The organism is Buttiauxella cochleicola, from assembly GCF_021282435.1.
Taxonomy (GTDB): Bacteria; Pseudomonadota; Gammaproteobacteria; order Enterobacterales; family Enterobacteriaceae; genus Buttiauxella; species Buttiauxella massiliensis.
Window position 1 is genome coordinate 155666 of record NZ_JAJSOT010000009.1, and the last position, 26183, is coordinate 181848.

Consider the following 26183-nt stretch of genomic DNA (forward strand, 5'->3'; position numbering starts at 1 on the left):
TGGCCGTTCTTTTTTCTGGAAGTGCCTCGAGTTATCTAATGTAATCCTCTGCAAGAGCGGTTAAGTGCTATCGTGTAGCCCTGCGCTATGTCTACAATCGGAGCCAACATGACAGATAAAACATTGCGTCAATTAAGTCACCAGGTCGGCGAAGCACTCGGGCATATCGGCGCGACCGTTACTACAGCAGAATCTTGCACCGGTGGCTGGATTGCTAAAGTGATTACTGATGTTTCAGGCAGTTCCACCTGGTTTGAACGCGGTTTTGTTACCTACAGTAATGAGGCTAAGCACCAAATGATTGGTGTTGATAGCGGAACGCTGGAAACTCATGGTGCAGTTAGCGAAGCCGTGGTGCGTGAAATGGCACAAGGTGCGCTTTATGCGGCCGCTGCGGATTACGCGGTTGCTGTTAGTGGTATTGCCGGGCCAAATGGCGGTAGTGAAGAAAAACCTGTCGGAACGGTGTGGTTTGGTTTCGCTTCAAAACTTGATGGTACCATCGCCAACTGCCAGATTTTTGCGGGTGACCGTGATGCCGTTCGACGCCAGGCCACTGAATATGCGCTGCAAACCCTGTGGGAAGAATTTCTCAAAAATAAGCTTGATACTGTATGACCATACAGTATAATTGGCACAACAAAACAGCATAGTAAGCAGCGTGGCACATCCGTGTATCACCCTGCATGACAGGAGTAAAAATGGCTATCGACGAAAACAAACAGAAGGCGTTAGCGGCAGCACTTGGCCAAATTGAAAAACAGTTTGGTAAAGGCTCCATCATGCGTCTGGGTGAAGACCGTACCATGGATGTGGAAACGATCTCTACCGGTTCACTTTCACTGGATATTGCGCTTGGTGCCGGTGGCTTACCAATGGGCCGTATCGTTGAAATTTACGGGCCAGAATCCTCTGGTAAAACGACGCTGACTTTGCAAGTTATCGCCGCCGCTCAACGTGAAGGTAAAACGTGTGCGTTTATCGATGCCGAGCACGCTCTGGACCCGATTTACGCTAAGAAACTGGGCGTAGATATCGACAACCTGCTTTGTTCACAACCAGACACTGGCGAACAAGCGTTGGAAATCTGTGATGCGCTGGCACGTTCCGGTGCAGTAGACGTACTGGTTGTTGACTCCGTTGCCGCTCTGACGCCGAAAGCTGAAATTGAAGGCGAAATCGGTGACTCTCATATGGGCCTCGCGGCACGTATGATGAGCCAGGCAATGCGTAAACTGGCAGGTAACCTTAAGCAATCCAACACCTTGCTTATCTTCATCAACCAGATTCGTATGAAAATTGGTGTGATGTTCGGTAACCCAGAAACCACTACTGGTGGTAACGCGCTGAAGTTCTACGCTTCTGTACGTCTGGATATTCGTCGCATTGGTGCGGTGAAAGATGGCGATAACGTGGTGGGTAGTGAAACTCGCGTTAAAGTGGTGAAAAACAAAATTGCTGCACCATTTAAACAAGCTGAATTCCAGATCATGTACGGTGAAGGTATCAACTTCTACGGCGAGCTGGTTGACTTAGGCGTGAAGCACAAGCTGATTGAAAAAGCAGGTGCCTGGTACAGCTACAACGGTGAGAAGATTGGCCAGGGCAAATCAAACTCCAGTAACTTCCTGAAAGAAAACAAGCCAATGGCTGCTGAAATCGAGAAGAAACTGCGTGATATGCTGCTGAATAATCCAGATGGTACACCAGACTTTGTTGCTGATGACCACGACAAAGACGTTGCTGAATCCAAAGAAGACTTCTAAATCCCATAAGGGCTGCTACGGCAGCCCTTATTTGTTTCTGCCTTACTCCATTTTCTTTTAAACAGGTTATCCGCTATGCCTGCCGAATCTACTTCCCGCCGCAGTCCTTATTCCCGCTTATTAGACAAAGCCACTCGTATCCTGGCGATGCGCGATCACAGTGAACAAGAACTTCGCCGTAAACTCGCGACACAGCCTACGTTTCCCGGAAAACCAAGAGCTGAAGAAGATCCGTTCACGCCTGAAGATATCGAAAAAGTCATTGCCTGGTGTTATGAACACCGCTGGTTGGACGATGCTCAATTTGCCTCACGTTTTATCGCAAGCCGCAGCCGCAAAGGTTATGGCCCGCAACGTATCCGCCAGGAATTGCAGGGCAAAGGTATCGCGCGTGATCTGAGCGAAGCCGCAATGGAAAATTGCGAAATAGACTGGCAAGAGATGGCTCGAGACATTGCCGAGCGAAAATTTGGCGAGCAACTTCCGACAGAATGGAAAGAGCGAGCTAAAGTGCAGCGTTATCTTCAGTATCGTGGGTTCTTTATGGAAGACATCCAGGCTGTTTATTCATGATATACCCTTCATACTTAAAGTTGCCTCGGCGTTAGCTTCACTCGTTCATCCGAATCACTTACTGGAGTAAGCTCATCGGGATTTTCTCGCTTGCCGCCTTGACGCAACTTTAATTATTTTGGGTATAAAAACCGAAATTTTTCCGATTAGGCATACACGGGATTTTACTTCCCTCATAAGAAAACTTATCTTATTCCCACTTTTTCCAGGTAAACAGGTCAAGACCAAAGCAACAAAATTGGCTATGACCGGTTTGCTAACTCCTCGTTAGCTTGATTTCAGGATAATTATGAGCAAGAGCACCGCTGAGATCCGTCAGGCGTTTCTCGATTTTTTCCATAGTAAAGGCCACCAGGTTGTAGCGAGTAGCTCCCTGGTTCCGAATAACGATCCTACTTTGCTGTTTACCAATGCCGGGATGAATCAGTTCAAGGATGTTTTCCTTGGTCTCGACAAGCGTAACTATTCCCGTGCAACAACGTCTCAACGTTGTGTCCGCGCCGGTGGTAAGCACAATGATCTGGAAAATGTCGGTTACACTGCCCGTCACCATACTTTCTTTGAAATGCTGGGTAACTTCAGCTTCGGTGATTACTTCAAACATGATGCCATTAACTTCGCATGGGAATTATTGACCGGCGAACAGTGGTTTAATCTGCCAAAAGATCGTCTTTGGGTCACTGTTTACGAGACTGACGACGAAGCGTTTGAAATCTGGGAAAAAGAAGTTGGTGTGCCACGCGAGCGCATTATTCGCATTGGCGATAATAAAGGTGCTGCATATGCATCTGACAACTTCTGGCAAATGGGTGATACTGGCCCATGCGGCCCATGTACCGAAATCTTCTTCGACCACGGCGACCATATTTGGGGCGGCCCTCCGGGCAGCGCAGAAGAAGATGGCGACCGCTATATCGAAATCTGGAACCTTGTGTTCATGCAGTTCAACCGTCAGCAGGATGGCACTATGCTGCCACTGCCTAAGCCGTCTGTTGATACTGGTATGGGTCTGGAACGTATTGCTGCAGTTCTGCAACACGTTAATTCCAACTATGAAATCGACCTGTTCAGCAAGTTGATCCAGTCTATTGCTAAAGTGACAGGTGCTACCGATCTGACCAGCAAATCGCTGCGTGTTATTGCTGACCATATTCGTTCTTGCGCATTCCTTGTTTCTGATGGCGTTACTCCGTCGAACGAAGGCCGTGGCTACGTGTTGCGCCGCATCATTCGTCGTGCAATCCGTCATGGCAACATGTTGGGTGCGAAAGAAACCTTCTTCTACAAACTGGTTGGCCCATTAGTAGAAGTCATGGGTGCTGCGGGTGAAGAACTGCATCGTCAGCAAGCGCTGGTTGAACAAGTTCTGAAAACCGAAGAAGAGCAGTTTGCTCGTACGCTTGAGCGTGGCCTGGCATTGCTGGATGAAGAACTGGCTAATCTGAAGGGTGATACTCTGGATGGCGAAACCGCATTCCGTCTGTATGACACCTACGGTTTCCCGGTTGACCTGACGGCGGATGTTTGCCGCGAGCGTAACCTGAAAGTTGATGAAGCAGGCTTTGAAGCTGCGATGGAAGAACAACGCCGTCGTGCGCGTGAGTCCAGCGGTTTTGGCGCTGACTACAACAGTATGATCCGCGTTGATTCAGCCACAGCGTTTAAAGGTTACGACCACACTGATTTAACTGCTAAAGTCACCGCGCTATTTGTTGATGGCAAAGCTGTTGAACAAATTACTGCCGGGCAAGAAGCTGTTGTGGTGCTCAATGAGACCCCATTCTATGCGGAGTCTGGCGGCCAGGTCGGTGATAAAGGCGCGATTAAGGGTAACGGTATAGACTTTGCTGTTAACGATACGCAGAAATATGGTCAGGCGATCGGTCATCTGGGCAAGCTCGTTGCTGGGGTTGTGAAAGTGGGCGATAGCGTAAAAGCTGAAGTTGATGAAGAGCGCCGTTCGCGTATTCGTCTGAACCACTCTGCAACTCACTTGCTGCACGCCGCACTGCGTCAGGTACTTGGCACGCATGTCGCGCAGAAAGGTTCTTTGGTTAACGATAAAGGCCTGCGTTTTGACTTCTCTCATTTTGAGGGAATGAAACCTGCAGAAGTGCGTGCGGTTGAAGATATCGTCAACGCGCAGATTCGTCGCAACCTGCCAATCGAAACCAACGTCATGGATCTGGAAGCTGCTAAAGCTAAAGGTGCAATGGCGCTGTTTGGTGAGAAATATGATGACCATGTGCGCGTGCTGAGCATGGGGGATTTCTCAACTGAACTGTGTGGTGGCATTCACGCAAATCGCACTGGTGATATTGGCCTGTTCCGTATTATTGCGGAATCCGGTACAGCTGCAGGCGTACGTCGTATCGAAGCTGTGACAGGTGAAGGTGCGTTGGCAAACCTGCATGCGCAGAGCGAACAACTACAGGATATTGCTCAACTGCTTAAAGGTGACAGCCAGAACCTGAACGAGAAAGTGCGTTCGGTACTGGAGCGTACCCGTCAGCTCGAAAAAGAGTTGCAGCAGTTGAAAGAACAGCAGGCTGTGCAGGAGAGTGCAAACCTTTCCAGCAAAGCTGTCGATGTAAAAGGCGTGAAACTCCTCGTGAGTGAGCTCGCCAACGTTGAACCGAAGATGTTGCGTACCATGGTTGATGATCTGAAAAATCAACTTGGCTCGGCAATCATTGTTCTGGCGACGGTATCAGAAGGTAAAGTTTCTCTGATTGTGGGTGTCTCTAAAGATGTGACCGACCGTGTTAAAGCGGGGGAGCTGATTGGGGTTATCGCTCAGCAAGTCGGAGGCAAAGGGGGCGGTCGTCCAGATATGGCTCAGGCAGGTGGTACAGACACGGCAGCATTGCCTGGTGCTCTGGCCGGTGTTGAAGCTTGGGTCGCGGCTAAGCTCTAAGTAAAAAAATAAAGTGCAGACAGACGCCATAACTCATTCAGGTTATGGCGTCTTCTTAATCTGCACACACTCAATAATGATAAAGTCAGGTTAAAGTTGCGTATATCGGCTAGACTTAGTCATAACAGAAGGTAATGTCGTGGTCATTGACAGTTTATGTGTTTGTCACCACTTACTTTTTGGCGTATATGATGGAGAATGCCGGGATACAGAGAGACCCGACTCTTTTAATCTTTCAAGGAGCAAAGAATGCTGATTCTAACTCGTCGAGTTGGTGAGACCCTCATGATTGGGGATGAGGTGACCGTGACAGTGCTTGGGGTAAAAGGTAACCAGGTTCGTATTGGTGTTAATGCCCCTAAGGAAGTTTCTGTTCACCGTGAAGAGATCTACCAACGTATCCAGGCTGAAAAATCGCAACAAACGAGTTACTAAAGTTACTGCGTCTCGCTAATCACTAGCGAGACGCTTCCTTTAGCGCACCATTTTCTTCGCTTTATCACGCAATACTCCCTTCATTTCTCGATATCACCATAATTTCTTATTCATCCCGGACGCTTTCATTTATCTATTATCCTTATCCTGCCTGTTGATAAAACACTCTTTTTGCTGTCAATTCAGCCTGATTGTGCGTGAAGTGTGCAATTGATTATTAGTTGGGAAAAATTGTTTGACTTATAAGTGCAGGAAAGTAATATGTGCGCCACGCAGTGCCGATGAGCAGAAACAAGTTCAACGGCACACCTCGAAAGAGGCGTGTGGTGAGGTGGCCGAGAGGCTGAAGGCGCTCCCCTGCTAAGGGAGTATGCGGTCAAAAGCTGCATCCGGGGTTCGAATCCCCGCCTCACCGCCATTTTGCACCCATAGCTCAGCTGGATAGAGTACTCGGCTACGAACCGAGCGGTCGGAAGTTCGAATCTTCCTGGGTGCACCATTCTTCCTACTACCATTTTGCGCCGGTAGTGTTCCAAAGAAAGTTAATTTCTTAAGGAGCGACAGGGAGAAAAACGTTGCTTTAGCAACGGCCCGTTTGGGCGAGCACCGTGAGTAACTCTCCGGATGCACCATCTAGTTTGATGTTGTTTAGAACAACAAACAGCATTAAGTCAGCAGTAAAAGAAGTAATCCTGTGCACCCATAGCTCAGCTGGATAGAGTACTCGGCTACGAACCGAGCGGTCGGAAGTTCGAATCTTCCTGGGTGCACCATTCTTCTTCGATGTTGTAGTAAGTTCAACGACATTGAATCAGCAGTAAAGTAATACCCCGATGCACCCATAGCTCAGCTGGATAGAGTACTCGGCTACGAACCGAGCGGTCGGAAGTTCGAATCTTCCTGGGTGCACCATTCTTCTTCGATGTTGTGGTAAGTTCAACGACATTGAATCAGCAGTAAAGTAATACCCCGATGCACCCATAGCTCAGCTGGATAGAGTACTCGGCTACGAACCGAGCGGTCGGAAGTTCGAATCTTCCTGGGTGCACCATATTTCTCCCAAATACCAGCAATGGTAGCGCTTCAGAGAAATTCGATTTCTCAGCAAGCACAAGGGAAGATAACGTTGCTTCAGCAACGGCCCGAAGGGCGAGCCTTTGGCGAGTAATCTTCCTGGGTGCACCATATTTCCCCAAGTTTTACCTCCTGAATTTCAAAAAAATCCCCTGTAACGCCATATTTACCCATTAGTCACCTTCTGAACTATCTCAATTACAAATAAGCGACAATATTATTGGTTTACGATAAAGTAACGCCTCAATATTGAGTGATGTGAGGGATGAGATGTACGAACGTTACGAAGGTCTAATTTTCGATATGGACGGAACCATCCTCGATACCGAACCTACACATCGCAAGGCGTGGCGTGAGACGCTGGCAGGCTATGGCATGCAGTTCGACGAACAAGCAATGGTTGCGTTGAATGGTTCACCCACTTGGCGTATTGCGCAGGCAATTATCGAACTCAATCGTGCAGATCTTGACCCTCACCGTCTGGCGCAAGAAAAGACGCAGGCCGTGAGAGCTATGCTTCTTGATACGGTGCGCCCACTTCCCCTCATTGATGTTGTCAAATCCTGGCATGGGCGTCGCCCTATGGCTGTAGGTACGGGCAGTGAAAGAGATATCGCCGAAGCGCTGCTCAACCATTTAGGCTTACGGCAGTATTTCTCAGCTGTTGTTGCCGCAGACCATGTCAAAAATCACAAACCCGCTCCCGATACTTTTTTGCTGTGCGCTGAATTAATGGGCGTCGCACCAAATAAATGTGTGGTGTTTGAAGATGCAGATTTTGGCCTGGAAGCTGCAAGAGCGGCGGGAATGGATGGCGTGGACGTCCGTTTGCTGTGAGTGAAGGACTATCACTTTTTTCATTATTTACCAGTAGCTTTCTAAGCGCTACGTTATTGCCAGGAAGTTCCGAAGTGGTGCTGGTAGCACTATTAGTTGCAGGCTCTGGCCCAACCTGGTTACTCATCTTAATAGCAACAATGGGTAATAGCCTTGGTGGCTTAACTAACGTTATTCTGGGGCGCTTTTTTCCATTGCGGGAACAATCGCGCTGGCATGGGAAAGCAACTGGCTGGCTGGTACGTTTCGGCCCGGCAACATTATTACTCAGTTGGATGCCGTTAGTTGGCGATCTACTGTGCCTGTTAGCTGGCTTATTACGAATGAGCTGGGGACCGGTAATCTTTTTTTTATGCCTTGGTAAAGCGCTTCGCTATATCGTTGTAGCGGCTGCAACGGTACAGGGCATCGCGTGGTGGCACTAATTGCATGGACTGAAATACCCGTTATCTTTCAAGCTGCAGGTGTGTTGGCTGCACTCGCAAACCTCTGTCACTTACTTAAGTAAGTGACAGAGGATTTGCTCCTTTGCCGCCTTCCTGCAACTCGAAATCTAAAGGGTATTATTATCGCCATCTCTTATGCTTAATAAAAATGAATTCGACAGGCGGGAGGTCAATTTGATCCCGAACGTATCACAGGCGCTGGCCTGGCTGGAACAGCATCCTCAGGCAGTTAAAGGTATTTGTCGTGGTCTTGAGCGTGAAACGCTGCGAGTCACACCAGATGGTCAGTTGGCAACAACAGGCCACCCGGAAAGCCTTGGTTCAGCGCTGACACACAAATGGATTACTACTGATTTCGCGGAAGCGCTACTGGAGTTTATTACTCCAGTTGATGGTGATATCGACCATATGCTGACATTCATGCGCGATCTCCATCGCCATACAGCCCGTGAACTGGGTGATGAGCGTATGTGGCCGCTTAGCATGCCGTGTTATATCAACGATGGTCAGAATATCGAGCTGGCGCAGTATGGCTCGTCCAACAACGGGCGTTTTAAAACGTTATACCGTGAAGGTTTGAAAAACCGTTACGGTGCGTTGATGCAGACTATTTCGGGCGTGCACTACAACTTTTCGCTGCCGCTAGAGTTCTGGAAGGCGCGTCTGGGTGTTGAAAATGCTGAAAGCGGCAAAGAAGCGATTTCCGCCGGGTACTTCCGCCTGATTCGTAACTATTACCGTTTTGGTTGGGTTATCCCATATTTGTTCGGGGCATCGCCGGCGATTTGCTCCTCCTTCCTGCAAGGGAAAGAGAGCGCACTGCCATTTGAAAAGACCGAATGTGGCATGAATTACCTGCCATATGCGACTTCATTGCGACTGAGCGACCTGGGCTACACCAATAAATCCCAGAGTAACCTTGGTATTACGTTTAACAATCTGGAGACTTATGTCGCCGGGTTGAAACGCGCGATTAAAACGCCATCGGAAGAGTATGCGCAGATGGGCGTTGAGAAAGATGGCAAGCGCCTTCAAATCAATACCAACGTGCTGCAAATTGAAAATGAACTCTATGCACCTATTCGCCCTAAACGCGTTACTGGGCCTGGCGAGTCGCCTTCTGATGCGCTAATGCGCGGTGGGATTGAATATATTGAAGTGCGTTCACTTGATATCAATCCGTTCTCACCAATTGGTGTTGATGAGCAGCAGGTTCGTTTCCTCGACCTGTTCATGATTTGGTGTGTGCTGGCTGACGCGCCTGAAATGAGCAGCGACGAATTGCTTTGCACCCGCACAAACTGGAATCGTGTGATTCTGGAAGGGCGCAAGCCGGGCCTGACGCTGGGTATCGGTTGTGAAACTGCTCAGCATCCGTTGGCTAAAGTGGGCAAAGATTTGTTCACAGATTTACGCCGTGTTGCCGAAACGCTCGATGGCATCGCCGGGAATAGTGAATATCAGGATGTGTGTGACCAACTGGTTGCCTGCTTCGACGATCCAGAATTAACGTACTCAGCACGTATTCTGCGGTCTATGATTGATAATGGTATCGGCGGTACAGGTCTTGCCCTTGCTGAGCAATATCGTCAGATTTTGGTACAAGAGCCGCTGGAGATTTTGACCGAAGATGTGTTGCAGAAAGAACATGATGCTTCATGGCAGCGCCAGCGAGATATCGAAGCCAGTGATACCGAGCCGTTTGATGTGTGGCTTGAGAAACACGCTTAGTACAAAAGAAAAAGGCCACAATCAGTGTGGCCAAAATATACATCTCTGAATCAGGGATGATGATAACAAATGCGCGTCTTTCATATACTCAGAGTAGTGTGAGAAAGAATGGTTCATTTTATTTTTAAAAAAAATCACTTATCGGAGGTGATCAGATGCCGTTGTTGGATAGCTTCACAGTTGACCATACCCGCATGGGCGCACCAGCAGTGCGTGTAGCGAAAACGATGCATACGCCTCATGGCGATACTATCACTGTATTTGATCTGCGTTTTTGCATCCCGAACAAGGAAGTGATGCCAGAAAAAGGGATTCATACTCTTGAACACCTGTTTGCTGGTTTTATGCGTGACCACCTGAATGGGAATGGCGTAGAGATTATTGATATTTCGCCAATGGGCTGCCGTACGGGCTTCTACATGAGCTTGATTGGTGTACCTGAAGAGACTCGCGTTGCTGATGCATGGAAAGCGGCAATGGAAGATGTGTTGAAGGTGAAAGAGCAAAACCAGATCCCTGAGCTGAATGTTTACCAGTGTGGCACTTACCACATGCACTCGCTGGAAGAAGCACAGGATATCGCCCGTCATATCCTTGAGCATGGCGTAAGCGTAAACAGCAATGAAGAGTTGGCTCTGCCGAAAGAGACACTCAAAGAGCTGCATATCTAGTTCTGATTAGGCGTAAGCGCCAATAGCAAAAAGGGGCCAATCGGCCCCTTTAGTATTTCTGACTTAGTGCGCTCCGCCGCCGCCACCACCGGCACCAAACGGTGGTCTGGCAAACCAGATTAAACCCAGCAATAGAATAAATATTCCTGCAGAAACCCAGAAAATCTCATTGGCTGAGATAATCAGCCCCTGATTGGTGATCTGCTGCGCAATATAGCCAGAGGCTTGTTGCGGTGACATCCCCAGATTTTCCAGTTTTGAATACATCTCCTGCGCATTTGGGTTAAACGGTGAAACGGACTCCGTTAACTGCGCGTGGTGTAACGCCTCGCGGTTAGTCCAGAGCGTCGTGGTTATCGACGTACCAATCGAACCGGCAAGGGTTCGGGTAAAGTTCGACAAACTCGATGCAGCGGCCATACGCTCAGGCGGCAACCCGGAAAGTGTAATTGTCGTCAGTGGCATAAAGAAACATGCCACAGCGAAGCCCTGAATAAACTGCGGCCAGGCCGATGCGCCGAAATCCATTCCCGGCTCGAAGGTATATGCACGCCAGTAGAAACAGACGGCGTACATAATAAAGCTGAATGTCACCAGCCTTCGCATATCGAGCTTATGAGCAAAACGCCCGATAATCGGCGACAGCAGCACAGGAAGAAGCCCGACCGGTGCCGATGCCAGACCTGCCCAGGTTGCCGTGTAGCCATATACCTCCTGCAATAGCTGCGGCAGCAACACAATTGCGCCGAAGTAGAGCATGTAGGCGAGACTGATACACAAGCAACCAATGGTGAAGTTTCGCGACTTAAACAACGACAAGTCGACTATCGGGTTGTCGTCCGTTAGCTCCCAGACAATCAAGAAACTTATCGTCACCACCGCGACGATTGTCAGAACGACCACTTCTGTTGAGTTAAACCAATCCAGCTCTTTACCGCGGTCGAGCATGATTTGCAGGCTACCAATACCCACCACCAACAGCGCAAGGCCGATGGCATCAATACGGCGCTGCTCGGTTTTGGTTTCACGCCCACGCAAGGTTTGCATCGTCAGCAGAACGACCACCGCCCCGATGGGCACGTTGATAAAGAAGATCCAACCCCAGTGGTAGTTATCACTGATAAAGCCACCGAGAATTGGCCCACAAATCGGTGCCACGATGACCGTCATCGACCACAGCGCCAGCGCGATACTTCGCTTAGCAGGCGGGTAGTTATTGAGCAGCAGACTTTGTGACAGCGGAATCAATGGCCCGGCAACGATCCCCTGGATAACGCGGAAGAAGATCAGCATCTCCAGACTTTTGGACACGCCGCAAGCCCATGAAGCCAACACGAAGAGAATCGTCGACCACATAAACAACTTCACTTCACCAAAGCGCTTAGCAAGCCACCCGGTGATAGGAATTGAGATGGCGTTGGCCACCCCAAATGAAGTGATAACCCAGGTCCCCTGGCTCAGAGATGAGCCAAGGTTACCGGCAATGGTCGGAATGGCCACGTTGGCGATGGTAGAATCCAGCACCTGCATAAAGGTCGCCAATGACAAGGCGATGGTCATGATGACCAGCGGTGCCCCTTCTAGCGGTTTTTGTTGTGCCATACAACCTCCGCTTTGTTAACCCGCATTGGCCTGGATGATGTTATTAATCAGCTCATTAGCAGGTGCCAGGTTAAGTTCGCGCGCATTACTTTCATACACCGGAGAGTGACGAGTCTCGTTAGCCAGAATACTGCCTTCACGGTTGCTGGTATCCACGGTAACTAATGTGGACAAGCCAATACGTAGCGGGTGTTCTTGAAGTTGTTTCGCATCAAGCTCAATACGTACTGGCAGGCGCTGAACGACTTTGATCCAGTTGCCGGTAGCATTTTGTGCCGGGAGCAGTGAAAACGCGCTGCCGGTGCCCATATCCAGACCTACGACCTTGCCAGTGTATTCAACTTTATCGCCGTAAATATCACTGACCACCGTTGCAGGTTGGCCAATACGTATATGCGCAAGCTGCGTCTCTTTAAAGTTCGCATCTACCCACAAACCACTTGCTGGCACGATAGCCATCAGAGGAGTTGTTGGGCTAATTTGCGCACCAACCTGAACAACGCGGCGTGAAACATAGCCGGTCATTGGGCTGACAATTTTGGTGCGGGCTAGCGCCATCCATGCGTTACGCAACTCGGCAGCCGCTTGTTTAACACTTGGCTGTTCTTCAAGTTTGCTACCCAGAACCATGGCCTGGTTTGCATTATATTGTTGAATGGCAACATCCAGTTGCGCTTGAGCCGTCGCGACGGCATCTCGGGCGTGTTGCAATTCTTCACGGCCAATCAGGTTTGCGTTACCCAAAGGTACACGGCGATTAAGGTCGCTTTGAGCTTGAGCAAGCGAAGTCTTTTGCAGCGCAATATTGGCCTGCAACTGCTTACTATTAATCATTAACTGACGTGTCTGGCGCACGCTTGAAGCCAACACGGTTTGTGCCTGCTCAAAAGCTTGCTCAGCGTCAGCCTGGTCTAACGTCACCAGAACATCGCCCTGTTTAACGAAGTCGGTATTTTCAGCCCAAACTTTGGTTACGCTTCCGGAAACCTGGGACATTATCTGTACCTGATTACCGGCCACATACGCATCATCCGTATTTTCGTAGTGACGTAACACCAAAAACCAATAAATCCCATATGCCACAGCAATAATTACAAACAGCAGGGTCAATACAAGTAAGGCACCTTTACGTTTGCCTTTCTTGTTACCCGGCTGTTGCGGGGTTTGAGTCTCCGCATGTGCGCTCATGCTTATCTCCACACTTTTTTATTATAGTGATCGGCTGAGCCGACCTGTTAGACCCAACAGGCCAGCAAGGTAAGTTGCTGGCCTGTCGGTATTCATCTTTTTTGGGGTATTACGATTTCACGCGATGACAGCACTTAGCGCACGGCTTCAAGTACAGTCTGGTTTTCGTCCATTTCATCAAGGCGGGTCAGCAGTTTGCGGGTAATATTTTCCAACTGCTCTTTCTCCGTACCGCTCAGCGCAGACCACAGCTCATGCAGGCAGTGGTGTTGCGGCGGTAACACCTGACGTATGAATTCCTGACCTTTTTCGGTCAAATGCAGATGCAGGCAGCGGCGATCGTTATCGCTTTCACGGCGTTCGATCCAGCCACGCTTTTCCAGCTCATCGGCAATACGGGTCGCATTGGTACGGGAAGAACCCAAAGCACAGCTCAATTCTGAAGGCTGAATACTGTGGCTTTCCTGTGATTCAAGAGTGATCAACGCCATAAATAGCGTCTCGTTAATGCCCTGAGCTTTCAGCATTTTATTGCGGTTTTCCAAAAGCTTGCCCTGCATGTGCATGCACAGGCGCGTCAGCAGAACTTCCTGATATGGGAATTCCTCGTAGCGTTTGGCGCGAAATTTTAGCATTTGTTCAATGGGCGTAAACGAACTATCCATTTTGGCATAACCTCATTAGTTGCGGTCGATATAATAACGATGGTGACAAATAAAGTAAATGTATTGTTTATACGTTTTTTATCGTCAGACGGCGATCACCATCATGAGTTTCCAGGTTAATCCATAACCCAGAGCACTTAATAACGTCGGGATAATAATGCTGCGAGTCTTGTAATAACTCAGCCCGAGAATGATAAAGCCCATTAACGTCGGGACCAGACGCTGCGCATCATGCATGATCTCAGGCACACTTGAGACCACCAGCAGAGCGCAAATTGACGCGATACCAATGCTATCGAGCAGTACGCCAGTCGCACCACGTTTGGCTGGGCGTGTCGAATTTGCCCTAATACGCAGAGGTAAATAGCGGAATAGATAGTTGGCAAGCCCGACCAGCAGACCCAGCAAAAGTACTTGTGTACTCATCCCGGTTCTCCTTGATAAAACGCCTGAATCAGTGCCGCCAGACAGCCACAGACAATGCCTGCGAGGATGGCCGCTGGAATCGAAACCAGCGTGACGCCCAACAGCGCGCCTGCAAGCGATGCGGTAACAGTCCAGGATTGCTTACGCTGGAATGACGCCAGCAAGAAGCTCAGGAATAGGGCAGGCAGCATAAAGCCTAACGCTGCTTCTACCGCCGGAAATTTATCCAGCAAACCATTACCAGACCATGAACCTAACGCGGTGCCCAATATCCATGAAAACCACGAACTGAATGCGATGCCGATCATCCAGTTTTCGCTCCAGCGACGATTATCACGGACCAGTTTCGCTGTTGCGGCAGCAAACACTTCGTCGGTCAGGCCAAAGGCCCAAATCGCGGTTTTAGGTTTACTTAGCTGGCGAGTGATTCGTTGGCGCAGGGAAGGGCCGTATAAGACGTGGCGCACATCCATTGCCATTACTGTTAATGCTGCAACCCAGAGTGAGCTACCCGCAGCCAGTAATGCGGTAATAACAAACTGGCTAGCGCCTGCATAAATAATGCAGGAGAAAAATAGACTTTCGAATGGGGTAAATCCTAGCTTTGTGGCATTCAGCCCAAACGCAAATGCTACCGGGATATAACTGATGACAATCGGTAAACTGTCTTTCAGCCCTTCAGCCCAGGTAGCATCGTTTTGATTATTATTTAATGGAACTTCTGCAGGACTATCCATATTAACTATTTATCTATTTCTGACGTTAATGTCACTCGAATGAACAAACAGGGATAACCTTAACAGACTGGTACGACCCTTAATACCCCAAATTATTCAAGGGGAATGTAAAGGATTAGTGCCATCACGGCTGACGGTGATAGCCACGCCACCACACTACTAAATTTAGTAGGGCGATGATGGCACCTGCCGCGCAAACGCCATTCCATCCAGCATGTTGATAAGCACTGGCAGAAATAACTGAACCTGCGGCACCACCAATAAAGTAGCTAGTCATGTAACCGGCTGTCAGGCGATTTCGTGCATCCGGCATCATGCGATAAATAACGGTTTGATTAGTGATATGTACACCCTGAACCGTTAAATCCAGCACCAGAATCCCGACGATAAGTGCTATCACAGAGAACTGACCCATGGCGACAGCCATCCACGACAGCAGTAGCAGCACCAGGCCAATTGTGGTGGTGAGATGCGCTTTGCCTTTGTCGGCAAACCCGCCAGCTGGACGAGCGCCCAGCGCACCCGCGGCACCCGCCAGGCCGAACAGGCCAATCGTAGCTTCAGAGAAGTTAAACGGTGGCGAAGCCAATAAAAATGCCATCGACGTCCACAGAATGCTGAAGTTGGCAAACGTCAGGCAGCCCAACAGCGCGCGCGTTCGCAGCAGCGGGTTTTTGATAAAAAGGCCGAATACGGAAGAGAGTAATTGGGGATAATTCAGATGCGTTTCAGTCTTCACTTTCGGCAAGCCGCGCCACAGGGCTAAAGCCATCAAAACCATGAGCACACTGGCAACCCAGTAAACGGTACGCCAGCCACCGAGACTTGCCAGCAACCCGGCAATGGTTCGTGCCAGTAAGATGCCGAGCAGCAGCCCGCTCATAATCGTGCCGACGACTTTGCCGCGTTTTTCAGGCTCGGCGAGCGTGGCTGCCAACGGCACCAGAATTTGTGCGACCACCGAGAACAAACCGGTTAGCGCGGTGCCTAGAATCATCACCCACAGCGTCTGGCTCAGTGCGGTGATCACCATGCCGCCTGCGGCAAGCAGCGTCATAAACACAATCAAACTGCGGCGTTCAAACATATCGCCCAGTGGCACCAAAAGCAGCAAGCCTGCCGCGTAGCCCAACTGCGCGGCGGTAACAATAAACCCGGCCTGGTTAATCGACAGGGAAAACGCATTGGCGATGGTATCGAGCAGCGGTTGCGCGTAGTAGTTGCTGGCAACGGCCAGACCCGTGGCGATAGACATCAGGACGATGAGCGCGGGGCTGAGTCCGTGGTGAGTATTTTTCATTCTTATTCTTCGGTTGGTAATGACAGGTCGCGAATGATAGCGAAAATTGAGGCAAGCAGGGGTTAGATTGTGCGGTAGGAAATTGGCGGGTGATGTGCATCTCCCGCCATAACAAGTTTTACTTCGTCGCTAATGCTTCTTTCACCCAGCCATCAAACTGTGCCTGGTGCGCTTTAATCCAGCCATCAACGTGACCCTGAATATCCGCTTCTGAGGATTTACCGTTATGCATCATCGCATTCTCGGCATTGATATCCGCCAGCGGCAGTTTCATCAGGCTAAACAGTTTCGCCGCCTGCGGGTTTTTCTCGGCCCAGGCTTTGTTTGCCACGATATGCATGGTGTTCACCGGGAAACCATAGTTCGCGCCGTTCGGCAGTTTGGTGTCGATGTTCTTTTGCTCACCCGGCAAGGACGAGAACGGCACCTGCAACCACACCACATCTTTCCCAGGTTTGAGCACATCGCTCACCCAGTATGGCGTCCAGGTGTAATACAGTACCGGTTTGCCTTCTTTGTAACGCGCAATGGTATCCGCCATCATCGCTGAATAATTACCGTGGCTAACCGTTACCGTATCGGCCAGCTTATAGGCTTCGTTCTGATGGTTAATCACCGCTTCACAACCCCAACCCGGCGTACAACCCATCATGTCGGCTTTGCCATCGTCGTTGCTGTCAAACAGTTTGGCAATCTTCGGATCTTTTAACTGCTCAACGTTGGTGATGTGGTATTTATCTGCGGTCTTTTTATCAATGAGATAACCCTGCGCCGCGCCGGTCACATAGGTGCCTTCGCGATAAAACTTGTTACTGCCACCCGCAGCGGCATACATATCGTCATGCAGTGGCTGCCAGTTCACTGCGGTAAATGTGGCATCGCCAGAAGCAATCGAGGTGTAACCCACGTTGTAATCCACTTCGCTTGCCGTATTTACGGTGTAACCCAGTTTTTCAAGGGCACGGCTGACAAGCTGTGTCTGGAAGGATTCTTCAGAAATGGTGCTTTGAATTGGCTGAACCGTAATGCCTTTACCCGGCAAGTCAGCGGCAAAAGTGCTGGTGGTAACGAGTGTGGCAAGAGCTGTCGCGAAAAGAGTCGTGTGTCGCATCGTTATTCCTGTTTTGGTGGTGGGCGTGAGGCGGCACGAATGCCGCCATCATGTTTATTTGATGAAGGGACGGGTCAAAAGACCAATTGGGCCGGTATTGAACCAGCGGCGGTTGCCACGGCTGCGCGAATCGCGGCCAATGGACTGAGTTAAGCGGTCGAGAATAATGGCCAGTATCACGATGCCGACGCCGCCGACGGTCGCAAGACCCATATCGAGGCGGCCAATACCGCGCAGAACCATCTGGCCCAGACCACCAACGGCAATCATCGAGGCGATAACCACCATCGAAAGTGCCAGCATCAGTGTCTGGTTAACGCCCGCCATAATGGTCGGCATCGCCAGCGGTAACTGAACCTTGAACAGCATCTGGCGCGGGCTTGCGCCAAACGAACGCGAGGCTTCAATTAGATCTTCCGGCACCTGCTTAATACCCAGAATCGTCAGGCGCACAATTGGCGGCAGGGCAAAGATAATCGTCACCACCACGCCAGGCACGTTACCGATACCGAACAGCATTACGATTGGCACCAGATAAACAAACGCTGGGGTGGTTTGCATCGCATCCAATAATGGGCGAATTATTTTTGCTGCCCGTTCGCTGCGTGCCAGCCAAATCCCTAGCGGCAGGCCGATTATCATGCAGAACATCAGGGCCGTCAGCACCAGCGCCAGCGTCACCATAGCTTGTGACCAGGCACCAATCGCGCCAATCGCCACCAGTGAAATCAACGTTGCGATACCCATACCCAGGCTCGACATCTGCCAGGCAATCAGCGCAAACAGGATGATGGCAACTGGTGCAGGCATCCCCAGCAAGAAATGCTGGAAGCCACTGAGGATATAATCCACCGGCACGCGAATACCCTGAAACACCGGGCGAAAGTGCGTCACCACCCAGTCGATACCGTGAGTTACCCAGCTATCGAGCGGGATAAGCGTCTTATGGAACGGATCGAGAATATTAAAATGTTCTGGCTGTGGCGCAGGGGCTGAATTCAGCCAGTCTGCACTGCCAGTTGCAGCAGGCGTGGATGCCGCCTGGCTGCCCCATGCATCTGCGGTTGCAGCGGCATGGTTGGTTGTTGTATCGGCAGCCGCACTGCCGGTATCCCACGGATTTGCTTCACTCATTGACTTACCCCTTCACGATCTAACGCCTGGAGTAGCACCCCTTTTGAGATGATACCCACGTACTGACTCTCTTCCCCAATAACCGGAACCGCGCATGGAGCCTGGCCGACATGGGTGAGCAACTCGCTCAGAGACGTATCAGCGGAAACTGCCGCTGGCGTTTCGAGGTAAGCGGTGTCCAGACCCTCGCCCGCAGCGAGTGCGGCTTTAAGAGAGTCGGTCGAGACAATACCGAGGAATTTTTGCCCGCGTTCGATGACATAACCGAATTCACGGTCTTCATCTTGCAGCAATTTCAGCGCAGAACGAGGGCCAAAACCGGAGGTTTTACGCAATAGACCAGCAGGGCTTCGGCGCGCAATATCTTTAGCGCTAAATACCTGACTAATATCCACACCGCGGAAGAAGGTGCGTACATAATCATTTGCCGGATTATTGAGAATTTCATCCGGTGTGCCGACCTGTATTACTTCACCACCTTGCATAATGGCAATTCGGTCACCAATACGCATTGCTTCATCTAAATCGTGGGAAATAAATACAATGGTACGTTGGTGTTTAGCCTGTAATTTAATTAATTCATCCTGCATTTCAGTACGAATTAATGGATCGAGTGCGGAGAAGGCTTCATCCATCAATAATATATCTGGATTAATTGCCAATGCACGGGCTAAACCAACACGTTGGCGCATACCGCCAGAAAGCTCATCAGGATAAGCGTGGGAATAATTTTCAAGCCCTACCTGACGTAATGCATCCAGTGCTTTTTCCTGACGCTCTTTCAACGGAATTCCCGCTAATTCCATGCCAAAGGCAGTGTTATTTAACACTGTCATATGAGGCATCAAAGCAAATGACTGGAATACCATGGAGATCTTACTTTTGCGAACCTCGCGGAGTTCTGATTCTGATATTTTGGCGATATCAACGCCATCAATCAGTACCTGCCCACGGGTTGGTTCAATCAGGCGATTGAGAAGGCGAACCATGGTGGATTTACCGGAACCCGATAACCCCATGATGACAAAAATCTCGCCTTCTTCAATTGCCAGACTGGCGTCTTTTACGCCAAGCGACAGCCCTGTTTTTTCCAGTAGTTCAGCTTTTGAAATACCCTTTTCAATATATTTAAATGCGCGCTGTGGGTGCTCACCAAATACCTTATATAAATTCTTCACTTCAAGTTTAATTGCCATGCAATAAAGTTATTCCTGTATTTATATTTATACACAATTCCTGATGGAAATATTCACTGCATATACCCTAACATACTCAGAGTCTGAGACAACCCTCGATTTCCGATATATCGAATATCCACGCGGCTTGAGTGGGCAGAATTTCCCATGAGTAAAGGGCTGAGAGCAAATCAGAGAAAGATGATATTTTTTGTAAGCGAAGGCGAAATTTGCCTGAATAGCGCGATATTCAGGCAAAAATGTAAACAGCAATTTTGTAGTATTTAATTAAAATATCAACGCCAGAAATGTGCGGTTTATTTGGCATAAATTACGATAAGAAACCAAAATAATTCGAGTTGAAGGAAGGCGACAAAGCCGCAAGTCCCCAGGAGCATAGATAACTATGTGACTGGGGTGCGCGGGTGCAGTCAACGCACCTGCGGCTCGAAGTATGAAGGTTTTAAAAATCCCAATCTTCATCGATTGTTTCCACCGCTTTCCCCATTACATACGATGAGCCAGAACCCGAGAAAAAGTCGTGATTCTCGTCCGCATTGGGGGAGAGTGCTGCCAGTATCGCTGGGTTCACCTCTGCCATTTCTGGCGGGAATAGCGCGTTGTAACCCAGGTTCATTAACGCCTTATTCGCGTTGTAGCAAAGAAAGGCTTTCACCTCTTCCTGCCAACCCACATCACCGTAAAGCGCATCGGTATAAGCGACTTCGTTATCGTAAAGATCCATCAGCAAATCGAGGGCAAAGTTTTGCAGCTCGGTCTGGCGCTCAATGCTTTGCTGTGCCAGCACTTTCTGGAATTTGTAACCGATATAATAACCGTGCACCGCTTCGTCACGAATAATCAGGCGAATCAGGTCAGCCGTGTTAGTTAATTTGCCACGGCTCGACCAGTACATCGGCAAATAAAATCCAGAATAGAAGAGGAAAGACTCCAGAAATACGCTGGCAATTTTCTTCTTCAATGGGTCATCGGCGTGGTAATGAGCGAGGATAATTTGCGCCTTACGTTGTAGCGGCGGGTTTTCTTCGCTCCACGCATACGCCGCGTCAACATCTTTAGTCTGGCAAAGCGTTGAGAAAATCGAGCTATAGGAGCGGGCGTGCACCGCTTCCATAAAGCTCACGTTAGACAAAACGGCTTCTTCATGCGGCGTAATCGCATCATTCATTAATACCGGCGCACCAACCGTATTCTGAATAGTGTCCAGTAACGTCAACCCGGTAAACACGCGGATAGTCAGTTGCTGTTCTTCATCGCTGAGCGATTGCCAGGCCGGAATATCGTTCGACAGTGGGATTTTCTCCGGCAACCAGAAATTGCTGGTCAGGCGATTCCACACTTCGAGATCTTTCTCATCCTCGATATTGTTCCAGTTGATGGCACTTACGCGGGTTAACTGAGTCATGTTTTCTCCTTATAAAGCGCAGGACACACAGCCCTGCACCTCCGTTCCATCCAGTGCCATCTGGCGCAAGCGAATGTAATAAAGCGTTTTGATGCCTTTTTTCCAGGCATAAATCTGCGCTTTATTAATGTCACGAGTGGTGGCGGTATCGCGGAAAAACAGCGTCAGCGATAAACCTTGATCAACGTGGCGAGTGGCTTGCGCATAGGTGTCGATAATTTTTTCCGGGCCGATATCGTAGGCATCCTGGTAAAACTCCAGCTTGTCGTTAGTCATAAACGGAGCCGGATAATAAACGCGCCCGATTTTGCCTTCTTTGCGAATCTCAATACGCGACACTATCGGGTGGATGCTTGATGTTGCGTGGTTGATATAAGAGATGGAACCCGTCGGCGGGATAGCCTGCAAATTCTGGTTATACAGGCCGTATTCCATTACGTCGTCACGCAACTGTTGCCACTGTTCGCGGGTGGGAATGGTGACCCCAGCTTTGGCAAATAACGCGCGCACCTTCTCGGTTTTTGGCTGCCATGTTTCGTGCAGATACTGGCGGAAATATTCGCCATTCGCATAACGTGATTGCCCGAAACCAGCGAAGCGCTGTTTGCGTTCTCGTGCCAGTAAATTGGATGTGCGTACTGCATGCCAGGTCACGGTATAAAAATAGAAATTGGTAAAATCCAGACCCTCTGGCGAACCGTAAGCAATGCCTTCGCGCGCCAGATAACCATGGAGATTCATCTGCCCAAGGCCGATGGCGTGTGACGCGGCGTTTCCTGCTTCAATCGACGGTACTGAGCGAATGTGGCTCATATCGGAAACCGCCGTCAGCCCGCGAATTGCGACTTCGATAGTCTGACCAAAATCCGGGGAATCCATGGTGTGGGCGATATTCAGTGAGCCGAGATTGCAGGAAATATCTTTGCCTATCTGCGCGTAATCGAGGTTTTCGTCATAAGTTGACGCGCTGTTCACCTGCAAAATTTCCGAACACAGGTTGCTCATATTAATGCGCCCGGCAATCGGGTTTGCGCGATTTACCGTGTCTTCAAACATAATGTACGGGTAACCGGACTCAAACTGGATCTCGGCCAGTGTCTGGAAGAAATCACGCGCATTAATAAAGGTCTTGCGAATACGCTCGTCTGCCAGCATTTCTTCGTAAAGTTCGCTGACGGCAATATCACCAAACGGCTTGCCGTAAATACGCTCGACATCATAAGGCGAGAACAACGCCATCGGCTGGTTATCTTTCGCCAACTGGAAAGTGATATCCGGGATCACCACGCCAAGCGAGAGCGATTTGATGCGAATTTTTTCATCAGCATTTTCGCGTTTGGTGTCGAGAAAACGCAAAATATCGGGATGATGGGCGTGAAGATAAACCGCGCCCGCGCCCTGACGCGCACCGAGCTGGTTGGCATAAGAAAACGCATCTTCCAGCATTTTCATAACCGGAATAACACCGGATGACTGGTTTTCGATGCGTTTGATCGGCGCGCCAACTTCACGCAAATTAGAGAGCAGGAAAGCTACGCCACCGCCACGCTTAGAAAGCTGCAATGCGGAATTTACCGCGCGACCAATCGACTCCATATTGTCTTCTATTCGCAGCAAGAAGCAGGACACCAGTTCGCCGCGCTGCATTTTCCCACAGTTCAGAAAAGTGGGCGTGGCAGGCTGGAATCGGCCGCTGAGCATTTCATCCATCAATTGCGTGGCGAGGTTTTCGTTACCCTGCGCCAGTGTTAACGCCACCATGCACACACGGTCCGGGAAATGTTCCAGATACTCTTTACCGTCGTAAGATTTCAGTGTGTAGCTGGTGTAATACTTCCAGGCGCCGAGAAATGTCTGGAACTGGAAACCACTGTTGAGCGCCTTCTCAAACAACGTGACGACAAAACGACTGTCATAGCGTTGTAGCACGGCATTGTCGTAATAACCTTCTGCCACCAGGTAGTCGAGGCGAGCTTGCTGGTGGGGAAACTGGCGCGAGCGGGGTAGCACATGTTGTTTATGGAATTGCTCTACCGCCAGCTTATCTTTCTCAAACTGGATATGGCCTGCGGAATCATAAAGATTCAACATGGCGTTGAGTGCGTGATAATCCGCGCTTTCCGTCGCCATTACGCTGATAGCTTCTGTCGTTGCCAAAATTCGTTGACTCCCTTACGCACGTTTTCAATATCTTGCTCGGTGCCGAGTAACTCAAAACGATAGAGATACGGCACCTGGCATTTCTGGGCTATCACGTCGCCCGCCCGGCAAAATCCTTCGCCGAAATTACGATTACCGCTGGCAATCACACCGCGCAGTAACGAGCGATTTGTCGGATTATTTAAAAATCGAATCACCTGGGCCGGTACGGCACCGGCAATACCGCCACCGCCGTAGCTTGGCACTATCAAAATATAAGGCTCTGGAACGATCAGCCGCTGTTTGAAATCCAGCGGAATGCGCAGCGCGGGTAATTCCAGGCGTTCGACAAAACGCAGAGTATTTTCCGAGGTGCTGGTGAAGTAGACGAGGTTGCTCATGCAGTGGCTCGTAAGCGCAGGCGGTTGATCATATCCGGCCGGAATCCGCTCCAGCTCTCTTGTTCAGTGACCACAACAGGCAACTGGCGAAAACCTTTTTCCCGTAATTCATCAGCGGCTTCCGGGTGTAAATCGAGGTTAATCAGCTCAAAATCAAACCCACGGCTTTCCATTGCCCGCTTGGTGGCATGGCACTGAACACAGTCATTTCGAGTGTATATGGTAATGCGCATGATTCTTATTCTCTCTGTTGTTGAGAATATGAATACTAGATGTGGGTAATAAAATAATCAACCATACAAGATATAGTATTTTTGAATAAGGATAGAAAAGGTGATGAGCGGGGCGGGTTGCGGGAAAAAAGAATTTTTAGGGTGGATTAGCGCTAGCAAATCCACCACTATGGTGCGGGCGTCGCTGCGCCAATCCGACCAGAAAAAACTACATACGCATACTGATCGCCAGGCGGTTGAACGCATTCATCAGACTTGCAGTGAAAGTAAGATCGCTAATCTCTTGTGCGGTGAAGAATTGCAGTAGTGGCTGATAAACCGCATCTTCCGCGCCTTCAGTGATAAGAGTGATGGCTTCGGCCCAGGCTAATGCCGCGCGCTCTTTTTCACTGAAGTGATTACTCACTTTCCAGCCCGCCAATGCATCTAGCTTGGTCTGGTCTACGCCATCTTTGCGCAGTGCTTTTGAGTGCATCTCGAGGCAATAGGCGCAGCCGTTAATTTGCGAGACGCGCAGGAAAACAAGTTCAATCAGGGTCGAGCCGAGTGAGCTCGACTCCAGACCTTTCAGTGCCTGAAGCATTGGCTTGAATACGGCTGGGGAAAGGTCGTAGTAAGGCTGGCGTAATTCAATCATGGTGTAATCCTCGTGTTGGTGTGCGGGCAATTTAACACTATGATGGACTACTAAAGAGAGCCATAAATTAACTAATAAAGCAGGCCATAATGGCAAAGTCGATTGAACCCGTAGTGAGTGCTCACCATTCGATTCCGCGTTACCAGCAAATCGCGAGGCAGCTTAAGCAGGCTATCAGTGATGGCGAGCTGGTTGCCGGAAGCCGCTTGCCATCAAGTCGCACCATGGCGCTGGAACTTGGGGTGGCCCGGGCAACCGTGGAAAATGCCTACGGGGAGCTGGTTGCACAAGGGTGGCTGGAAAGACGCGGCCAGGCAGGGACCTTTGTCAGCTTGTCGGTGACGAAAGGCGCAAATAACCCAGAGACGATAACCAGCCAACCGCAAGGTACACCACGTCCGTTCCAGGTGGGTTTACCCGCGCTGGATGCATTCCCACGTGCATTGTGGGCGCGAATTATGGGACGGCGCTTACGTCTGCAAACACGCTACGATCTCGTGTTACCCGAAGCGAACGGGGAATCGACATTGCGCCAGGCCATTGCCGATTATTTGCGTTTCTCACGCAGCATCGACTGCCAGCCGGAGCAGATTTTTATCACCGCAGGTTTTCAGGCTGCAATGAGGCTGGTTGTGCATACACTTGCCAAACCTGGTGACGGAGTCTGGCTCGAAGATCCCGGTTATCGCTATGTGCGCCCGGTATTTTCAGAAGCAGGCATGGCATTACATCCGGTGCCAGTCGATGGTGAAGGGATGCAGATTGATTATGGTATTAACCATTTCCCAGATGCGCGTTTTGCACTATTGACCCCGGCTCATCAAAGCCCGCTGGGCGTGGCTTTATCAATAACTCGCCGTCACCAGTTGCTTGACTGGGCTGCGACAAATCATAGCTGGATTGTTGAGGACGATTACGACAGTGAGTTCCGCTACCACGGAAAACCGCTGCCGCCTATAAAAAGCCTTGATGGTCCGCAGCGCGTTATCTATGCAGGAACGTTCAGCAAATCTTTGTTTCCCGCTTTACGCGTCGCCTGGCTGGTGGTGCCGCAACAGGAGGTTGAGGCATTTTCACAGCACACACATTTTCTGCCATGCACCGCTCCATTGTTGATTCAGCAAACCATTGCAGATTTCCTGCGCGAAGGGCATTTCTGGCGGCATCTGAAAAAGATGCGTTTGTGCTATAGCGAGCGAAGAGTATGGCTGGAGAGTGCATTGCAACAACAGGGGTTTGATGTCGTCCCACAGGCGGGAGGTATTCAACTGGTGATGCGCGTAAAGGATGATGACCGTGTACTGGTGGCTAAAGCTCGCGATGCAGGGCTTGCGGTGCAGGCTTTAAGCGACTGGCGCATCGTTTCAAAAGGGGAAGGGGGAATATTGATGAGTTTTACTAATCTCACCTCACAAACTATGGCGTTAAAAGCCGCTAAACAACTACGCGATGCGATTAGCTGAAATCAAACAGCCACAAAGATGCAGTTTGAGGTATGACGGATATAAAAAACCCCGGAAGTGGCTCCGGGGTTAGACGCATATTTATTATCACTACAC

The 26183-nt window shown here is 49.8% G+C and carries 24 protein-coding genes and 5 tRNA genes; 15 read left to right on the forward strand and 14 right to left on the reverse strand.

Going from position 1 to position 26183, the window contains the following annotated elements:
* Positions 1–108 precede the first annotated feature (108 nt).
* The 14 genes from pncC (at position 109) to luxS (ending at position 10450) form a co-directional block, all read left to right on the forward strand.
* Positions 109–618 (forward strand): nicotinamide-nucleotide amidase, encoded by a 510-nt coding sequence (gene pncC, locus LVQ77_RS18970; RefSeq protein ID WP_232905231.1) that lies wholly within the window; start codon positions 109–111, stop codon positions 616–618.
* An 83-nt stretch (positions 619–701) separates the two neighbouring features.
* Positions 702–1766 (forward strand): recombinase RecA, encoded by a 1065-nt coding sequence (recA, locus tag LVQ77_RS18975; RefSeq protein WP_064513292.1) that lies wholly within the window; start codon positions 702–704, stop codon positions 1764–1766.
* Positions 1767–1841: 75 nt separating this feature from the next.
* Positions 1842–2339 (forward strand): regulatory protein RecX, encoded by a 498-nt coding sequence (locus LVQ77_RS18980; RefSeq protein ID WP_232865710.1) that lies wholly within the window; start codon positions 1842–1844, stop codon positions 2337–2339.
* 289 nt (positions 2340–2628) lie between these two features.
* The gene (gene alaS, locus LVQ77_RS18985; RefSeq protein WP_232905232.1) at positions 2629–5256 is read left to right on the forward strand and encodes an alanine--tRNA ligase; all 2628 of its coding nucleotides are present in this window, start codon (positions 2629–2631) and stop codon (positions 5254–5256) included.
* Between the two features lie 249 nt (positions 5257–5505).
* A complete protein-coding gene (gene csrA, locus LVQ77_RS18990; RefSeq protein ID WP_013574027.1) occupies positions 5506–5691 on the forward strand; it encodes a carbon storage regulator CsrA in 186 nt (61 codons plus the stop codon).
* A 325-nt stretch (positions 5692–6016) separates the two neighbouring features.
* Positions 6017–6109: transfer RNA gene (locus LVQ77_RS18995), tRNA-Ser, on the forward strand.
* Positions 6110–6113: 4 nt separating this feature from the next.
* Positions 6114–6190, forward strand: a tRNA-Arg gene (locus tag LVQ77_RS19000).
* A 197-nt stretch (positions 6191–6387) separates the two neighbouring features.
* Positions 6388–6464 (forward strand) — tRNA-Arg (locus tag LVQ77_RS19005).
* Positions 6465–6526: 62 nt separating this feature from the next.
* Positions 6527–6603: transfer RNA gene (locus LVQ77_RS19010), tRNA-Arg, on the forward strand.
* Between the two features lie 62 nt (positions 6604–6665).
* Positions 6666–6742, forward strand: a tRNA-Arg gene (locus LVQ77_RS19015).
* A gap of 293 nt (positions 6743–7035) precedes the next feature.
* The gene (gene yqaB / locus LVQ77_RS19020) at positions 7036–7602 is read left to right on the forward strand and encodes a fructose-1-phosphate/6-phosphogluconate phosphatase (protein ID WP_232905233.1); all 567 of its coding nucleotides are present in this window, start codon (positions 7036–7038) and stop codon (positions 7600–7602) included.
* The gene (locus tag LVQ77_RS19025; protein ID WP_232865708.1) at positions 7599–8027 is read left to right on the forward strand and encodes a YqaA family protein; all 429 of its coding nucleotides are present in this window, start codon (positions 7599–7601) and stop codon (positions 8025–8027) included. The genes yqaB and LVQ77_RS19025 overlap by 4 nt, the downstream gene beginning before the upstream one ends.
* A 195-nt stretch (positions 8028–8222) precedes the next feature.
* Positions 8223–9779 (forward strand): glutamate--cysteine ligase, encoded by a 1557-nt coding sequence (gene gshA, locus LVQ77_RS19030; RefSeq protein ID WP_232905234.1) that lies wholly within the window; start codon positions 8223–8225, stop codon positions 9777–9779.
* A gap of 155 nt (positions 9780–9934) precedes the next feature.
* Positions 9935–10450 (forward strand): S-ribosylhomocysteine lyase, encoded by a 516-nt coding sequence (gene luxS / locus LVQ77_RS19035; RefSeq protein ID WP_232865707.1) that lies wholly within the window; start codon positions 9935–9937, stop codon positions 10448–10450.
* Positions 10451–10513: 63 nt separating this feature from the next.
* On the opposite strand, the gene emrB is transcribed toward luxS, so the two are convergent.
* The 14 genes from emrB to LVQ77_RS19105 form a co-directional block, all read right to left on the reverse strand.
* Entirely contained in the window at positions 10514–12052 is a 1539-nt protein-coding gene (gene emrB, locus LVQ77_RS19040) for a multidrug efflux MFS transporter permease subunit EmrB (protein WP_232866611.1), read from the reverse strand.
* 15 nt (positions 12053–12067) lie between these two features.
* Positions 12068–13240 carry a multidrug efflux MFS transporter periplasmic adaptor subunit EmrA gene (gene emrA, locus LVQ77_RS19045; RefSeq protein ID WP_232905235.1) on the reverse strand — a complete coding sequence of 391 codons (1173 nt, stop codon included), beginning with the start codon at positions 13238–13240 and terminating at the stop codon, positions 12068–12070.
* Positions 13241–13374: 134 nt separating this feature from the next.
* Complete coding sequence (gene mprA, locus LVQ77_RS19050) at positions 13375–13905, reverse strand: transcriptional repressor MprA (RefSeq protein ID WP_151995075.1); 531 nt, start codon at positions 13903–13905, stop codon at positions 13375–13377.
* Positions 13906–13989: 84 nt separating this feature from the next.
* On the reverse strand, positions 13990–14331 hold the full coding sequence (gene ygaH, locus LVQ77_RS19055; protein ID WP_232866616.1) for an L-valine transporter subunit YgaH: 342 nt from the start codon (positions 14329–14331) through the stop codon (positions 13990–13992).
* A complete protein-coding gene (locus tag LVQ77_RS19060; protein WP_151995077.1) occupies positions 14328–15068 on the reverse strand; it encodes an AzlC family ABC transporter permease in 741 nt (246 codons plus the stop codon). Before LVQ77_RS19060 ends, ygaH begins: the two co-directional genes overlap by 4 nt.
* 124 nt (positions 15069–15192) lie before the next feature.
* On the reverse strand, positions 15193–16368 hold the full coding sequence (locus tag LVQ77_RS19065) for an MFS transporter (RefSeq protein WP_232905236.1): 1176 nt from the start codon (positions 16366–16368) through the stop codon (positions 15193–15195).
* A 118-nt stretch (positions 16369–16486) separates the two neighbouring features.
* Positions 16487–17479, reverse strand: coding sequence for a glycine betaine/L-proline ABC transporter substrate-binding protein ProX (gene proX, locus LVQ77_RS19070; RefSeq protein WP_151995079.1), 993 nt, complete (start codon positions 17477–17479; stop codon positions 16487–16489).
* Between the two features lie 54 nt (positions 17480–17533).
* Entirely contained in the window at positions 17534–18613 is a 1080-nt protein-coding gene (proW, locus tag LVQ77_RS19075; protein WP_232905237.1) for a glycine betaine/L-proline ABC transporter permease ProW, read from the reverse strand.
* Positions 18610–19809, reverse strand: coding sequence for a glycine betaine/L-proline ABC transporter ATP-binding protein ProV (gene proV / locus LVQ77_RS19080; RefSeq protein WP_232905238.1), 1200 nt, complete (start codon positions 19807–19809; stop codon positions 18610–18612). Before proV ends, proW begins: the two co-directional genes overlap by 4 nt.
* Before the next feature lie 442 nt (positions 19810–20251).
* The gene (nrdF, locus tag LVQ77_RS19085) at positions 20252–21214 is read right to left on the reverse strand and encodes a class 1b ribonucleoside-diphosphate reductase subunit beta (protein WP_232866626.1); all 963 of its coding nucleotides are present in this window, start codon (positions 21212–21214) and stop codon (positions 20252–20254) included.
* Positions 21215–21223: 9 nt separating this feature from the next.
* Positions 21224–23371, reverse strand: a complete 2148-nt coding sequence (gene nrdE, locus LVQ77_RS19090) for a class 1b ribonucleoside-diphosphate reductase subunit alpha (RefSeq protein ID WP_232905239.1) — start codon at positions 23369–23371, stop codon at positions 21224–21226.
* Positions 23344–23754 (reverse strand): class Ib ribonucleoside-diphosphate reductase assembly flavoprotein NrdI, encoded by a 411-nt coding sequence (nrdI, locus tag LVQ77_RS19095; RefSeq protein ID WP_232905240.1) that lies wholly within the window; start codon positions 23752–23754, stop codon positions 23344–23346. The genes nrdE and nrdI overlap by 28 nt, the downstream gene beginning before the upstream one ends.
* Positions 23751–23987: a glutaredoxin-like protein NrdH gene (gene nrdH / locus LVQ77_RS19100; RefSeq protein WP_232905241.1), complete on the reverse strand. Its 237-nt coding sequence runs from the start codon at positions 23985–23987 to the stop codon at positions 23751–23753. The genes nrdI and nrdH overlap by 4 nt, the downstream gene beginning before the upstream one ends.
* 208 nt (positions 23988–24195) lie before the next feature.
* Complete coding sequence (locus LVQ77_RS19105) at positions 24196–24624, reverse strand: carboxymuconolactone decarboxylase family protein (protein ID WP_232866635.1); 429 nt, start codon at positions 24622–24624, stop codon at positions 24196–24198.
* A 131-nt stretch (positions 24625–24755) separates the two neighbouring features.
* Here LVQ77_RS19105 and pdxR point away from each other — a divergent pair, with 131 nt between their 5' ends.
* Positions 24756–26087: a MocR-like pyridoxine biosynthesis transcription factor PdxR gene (pdxR, locus tag LVQ77_RS19110; RefSeq protein WP_232905260.1), complete on the forward strand. Its 1332-nt coding sequence runs from the start codon at positions 24756–24758 to the stop codon at positions 26085–26087.
* The last annotated feature ends 96 nt before the right edge of the window (positions 26088–26183 follow it).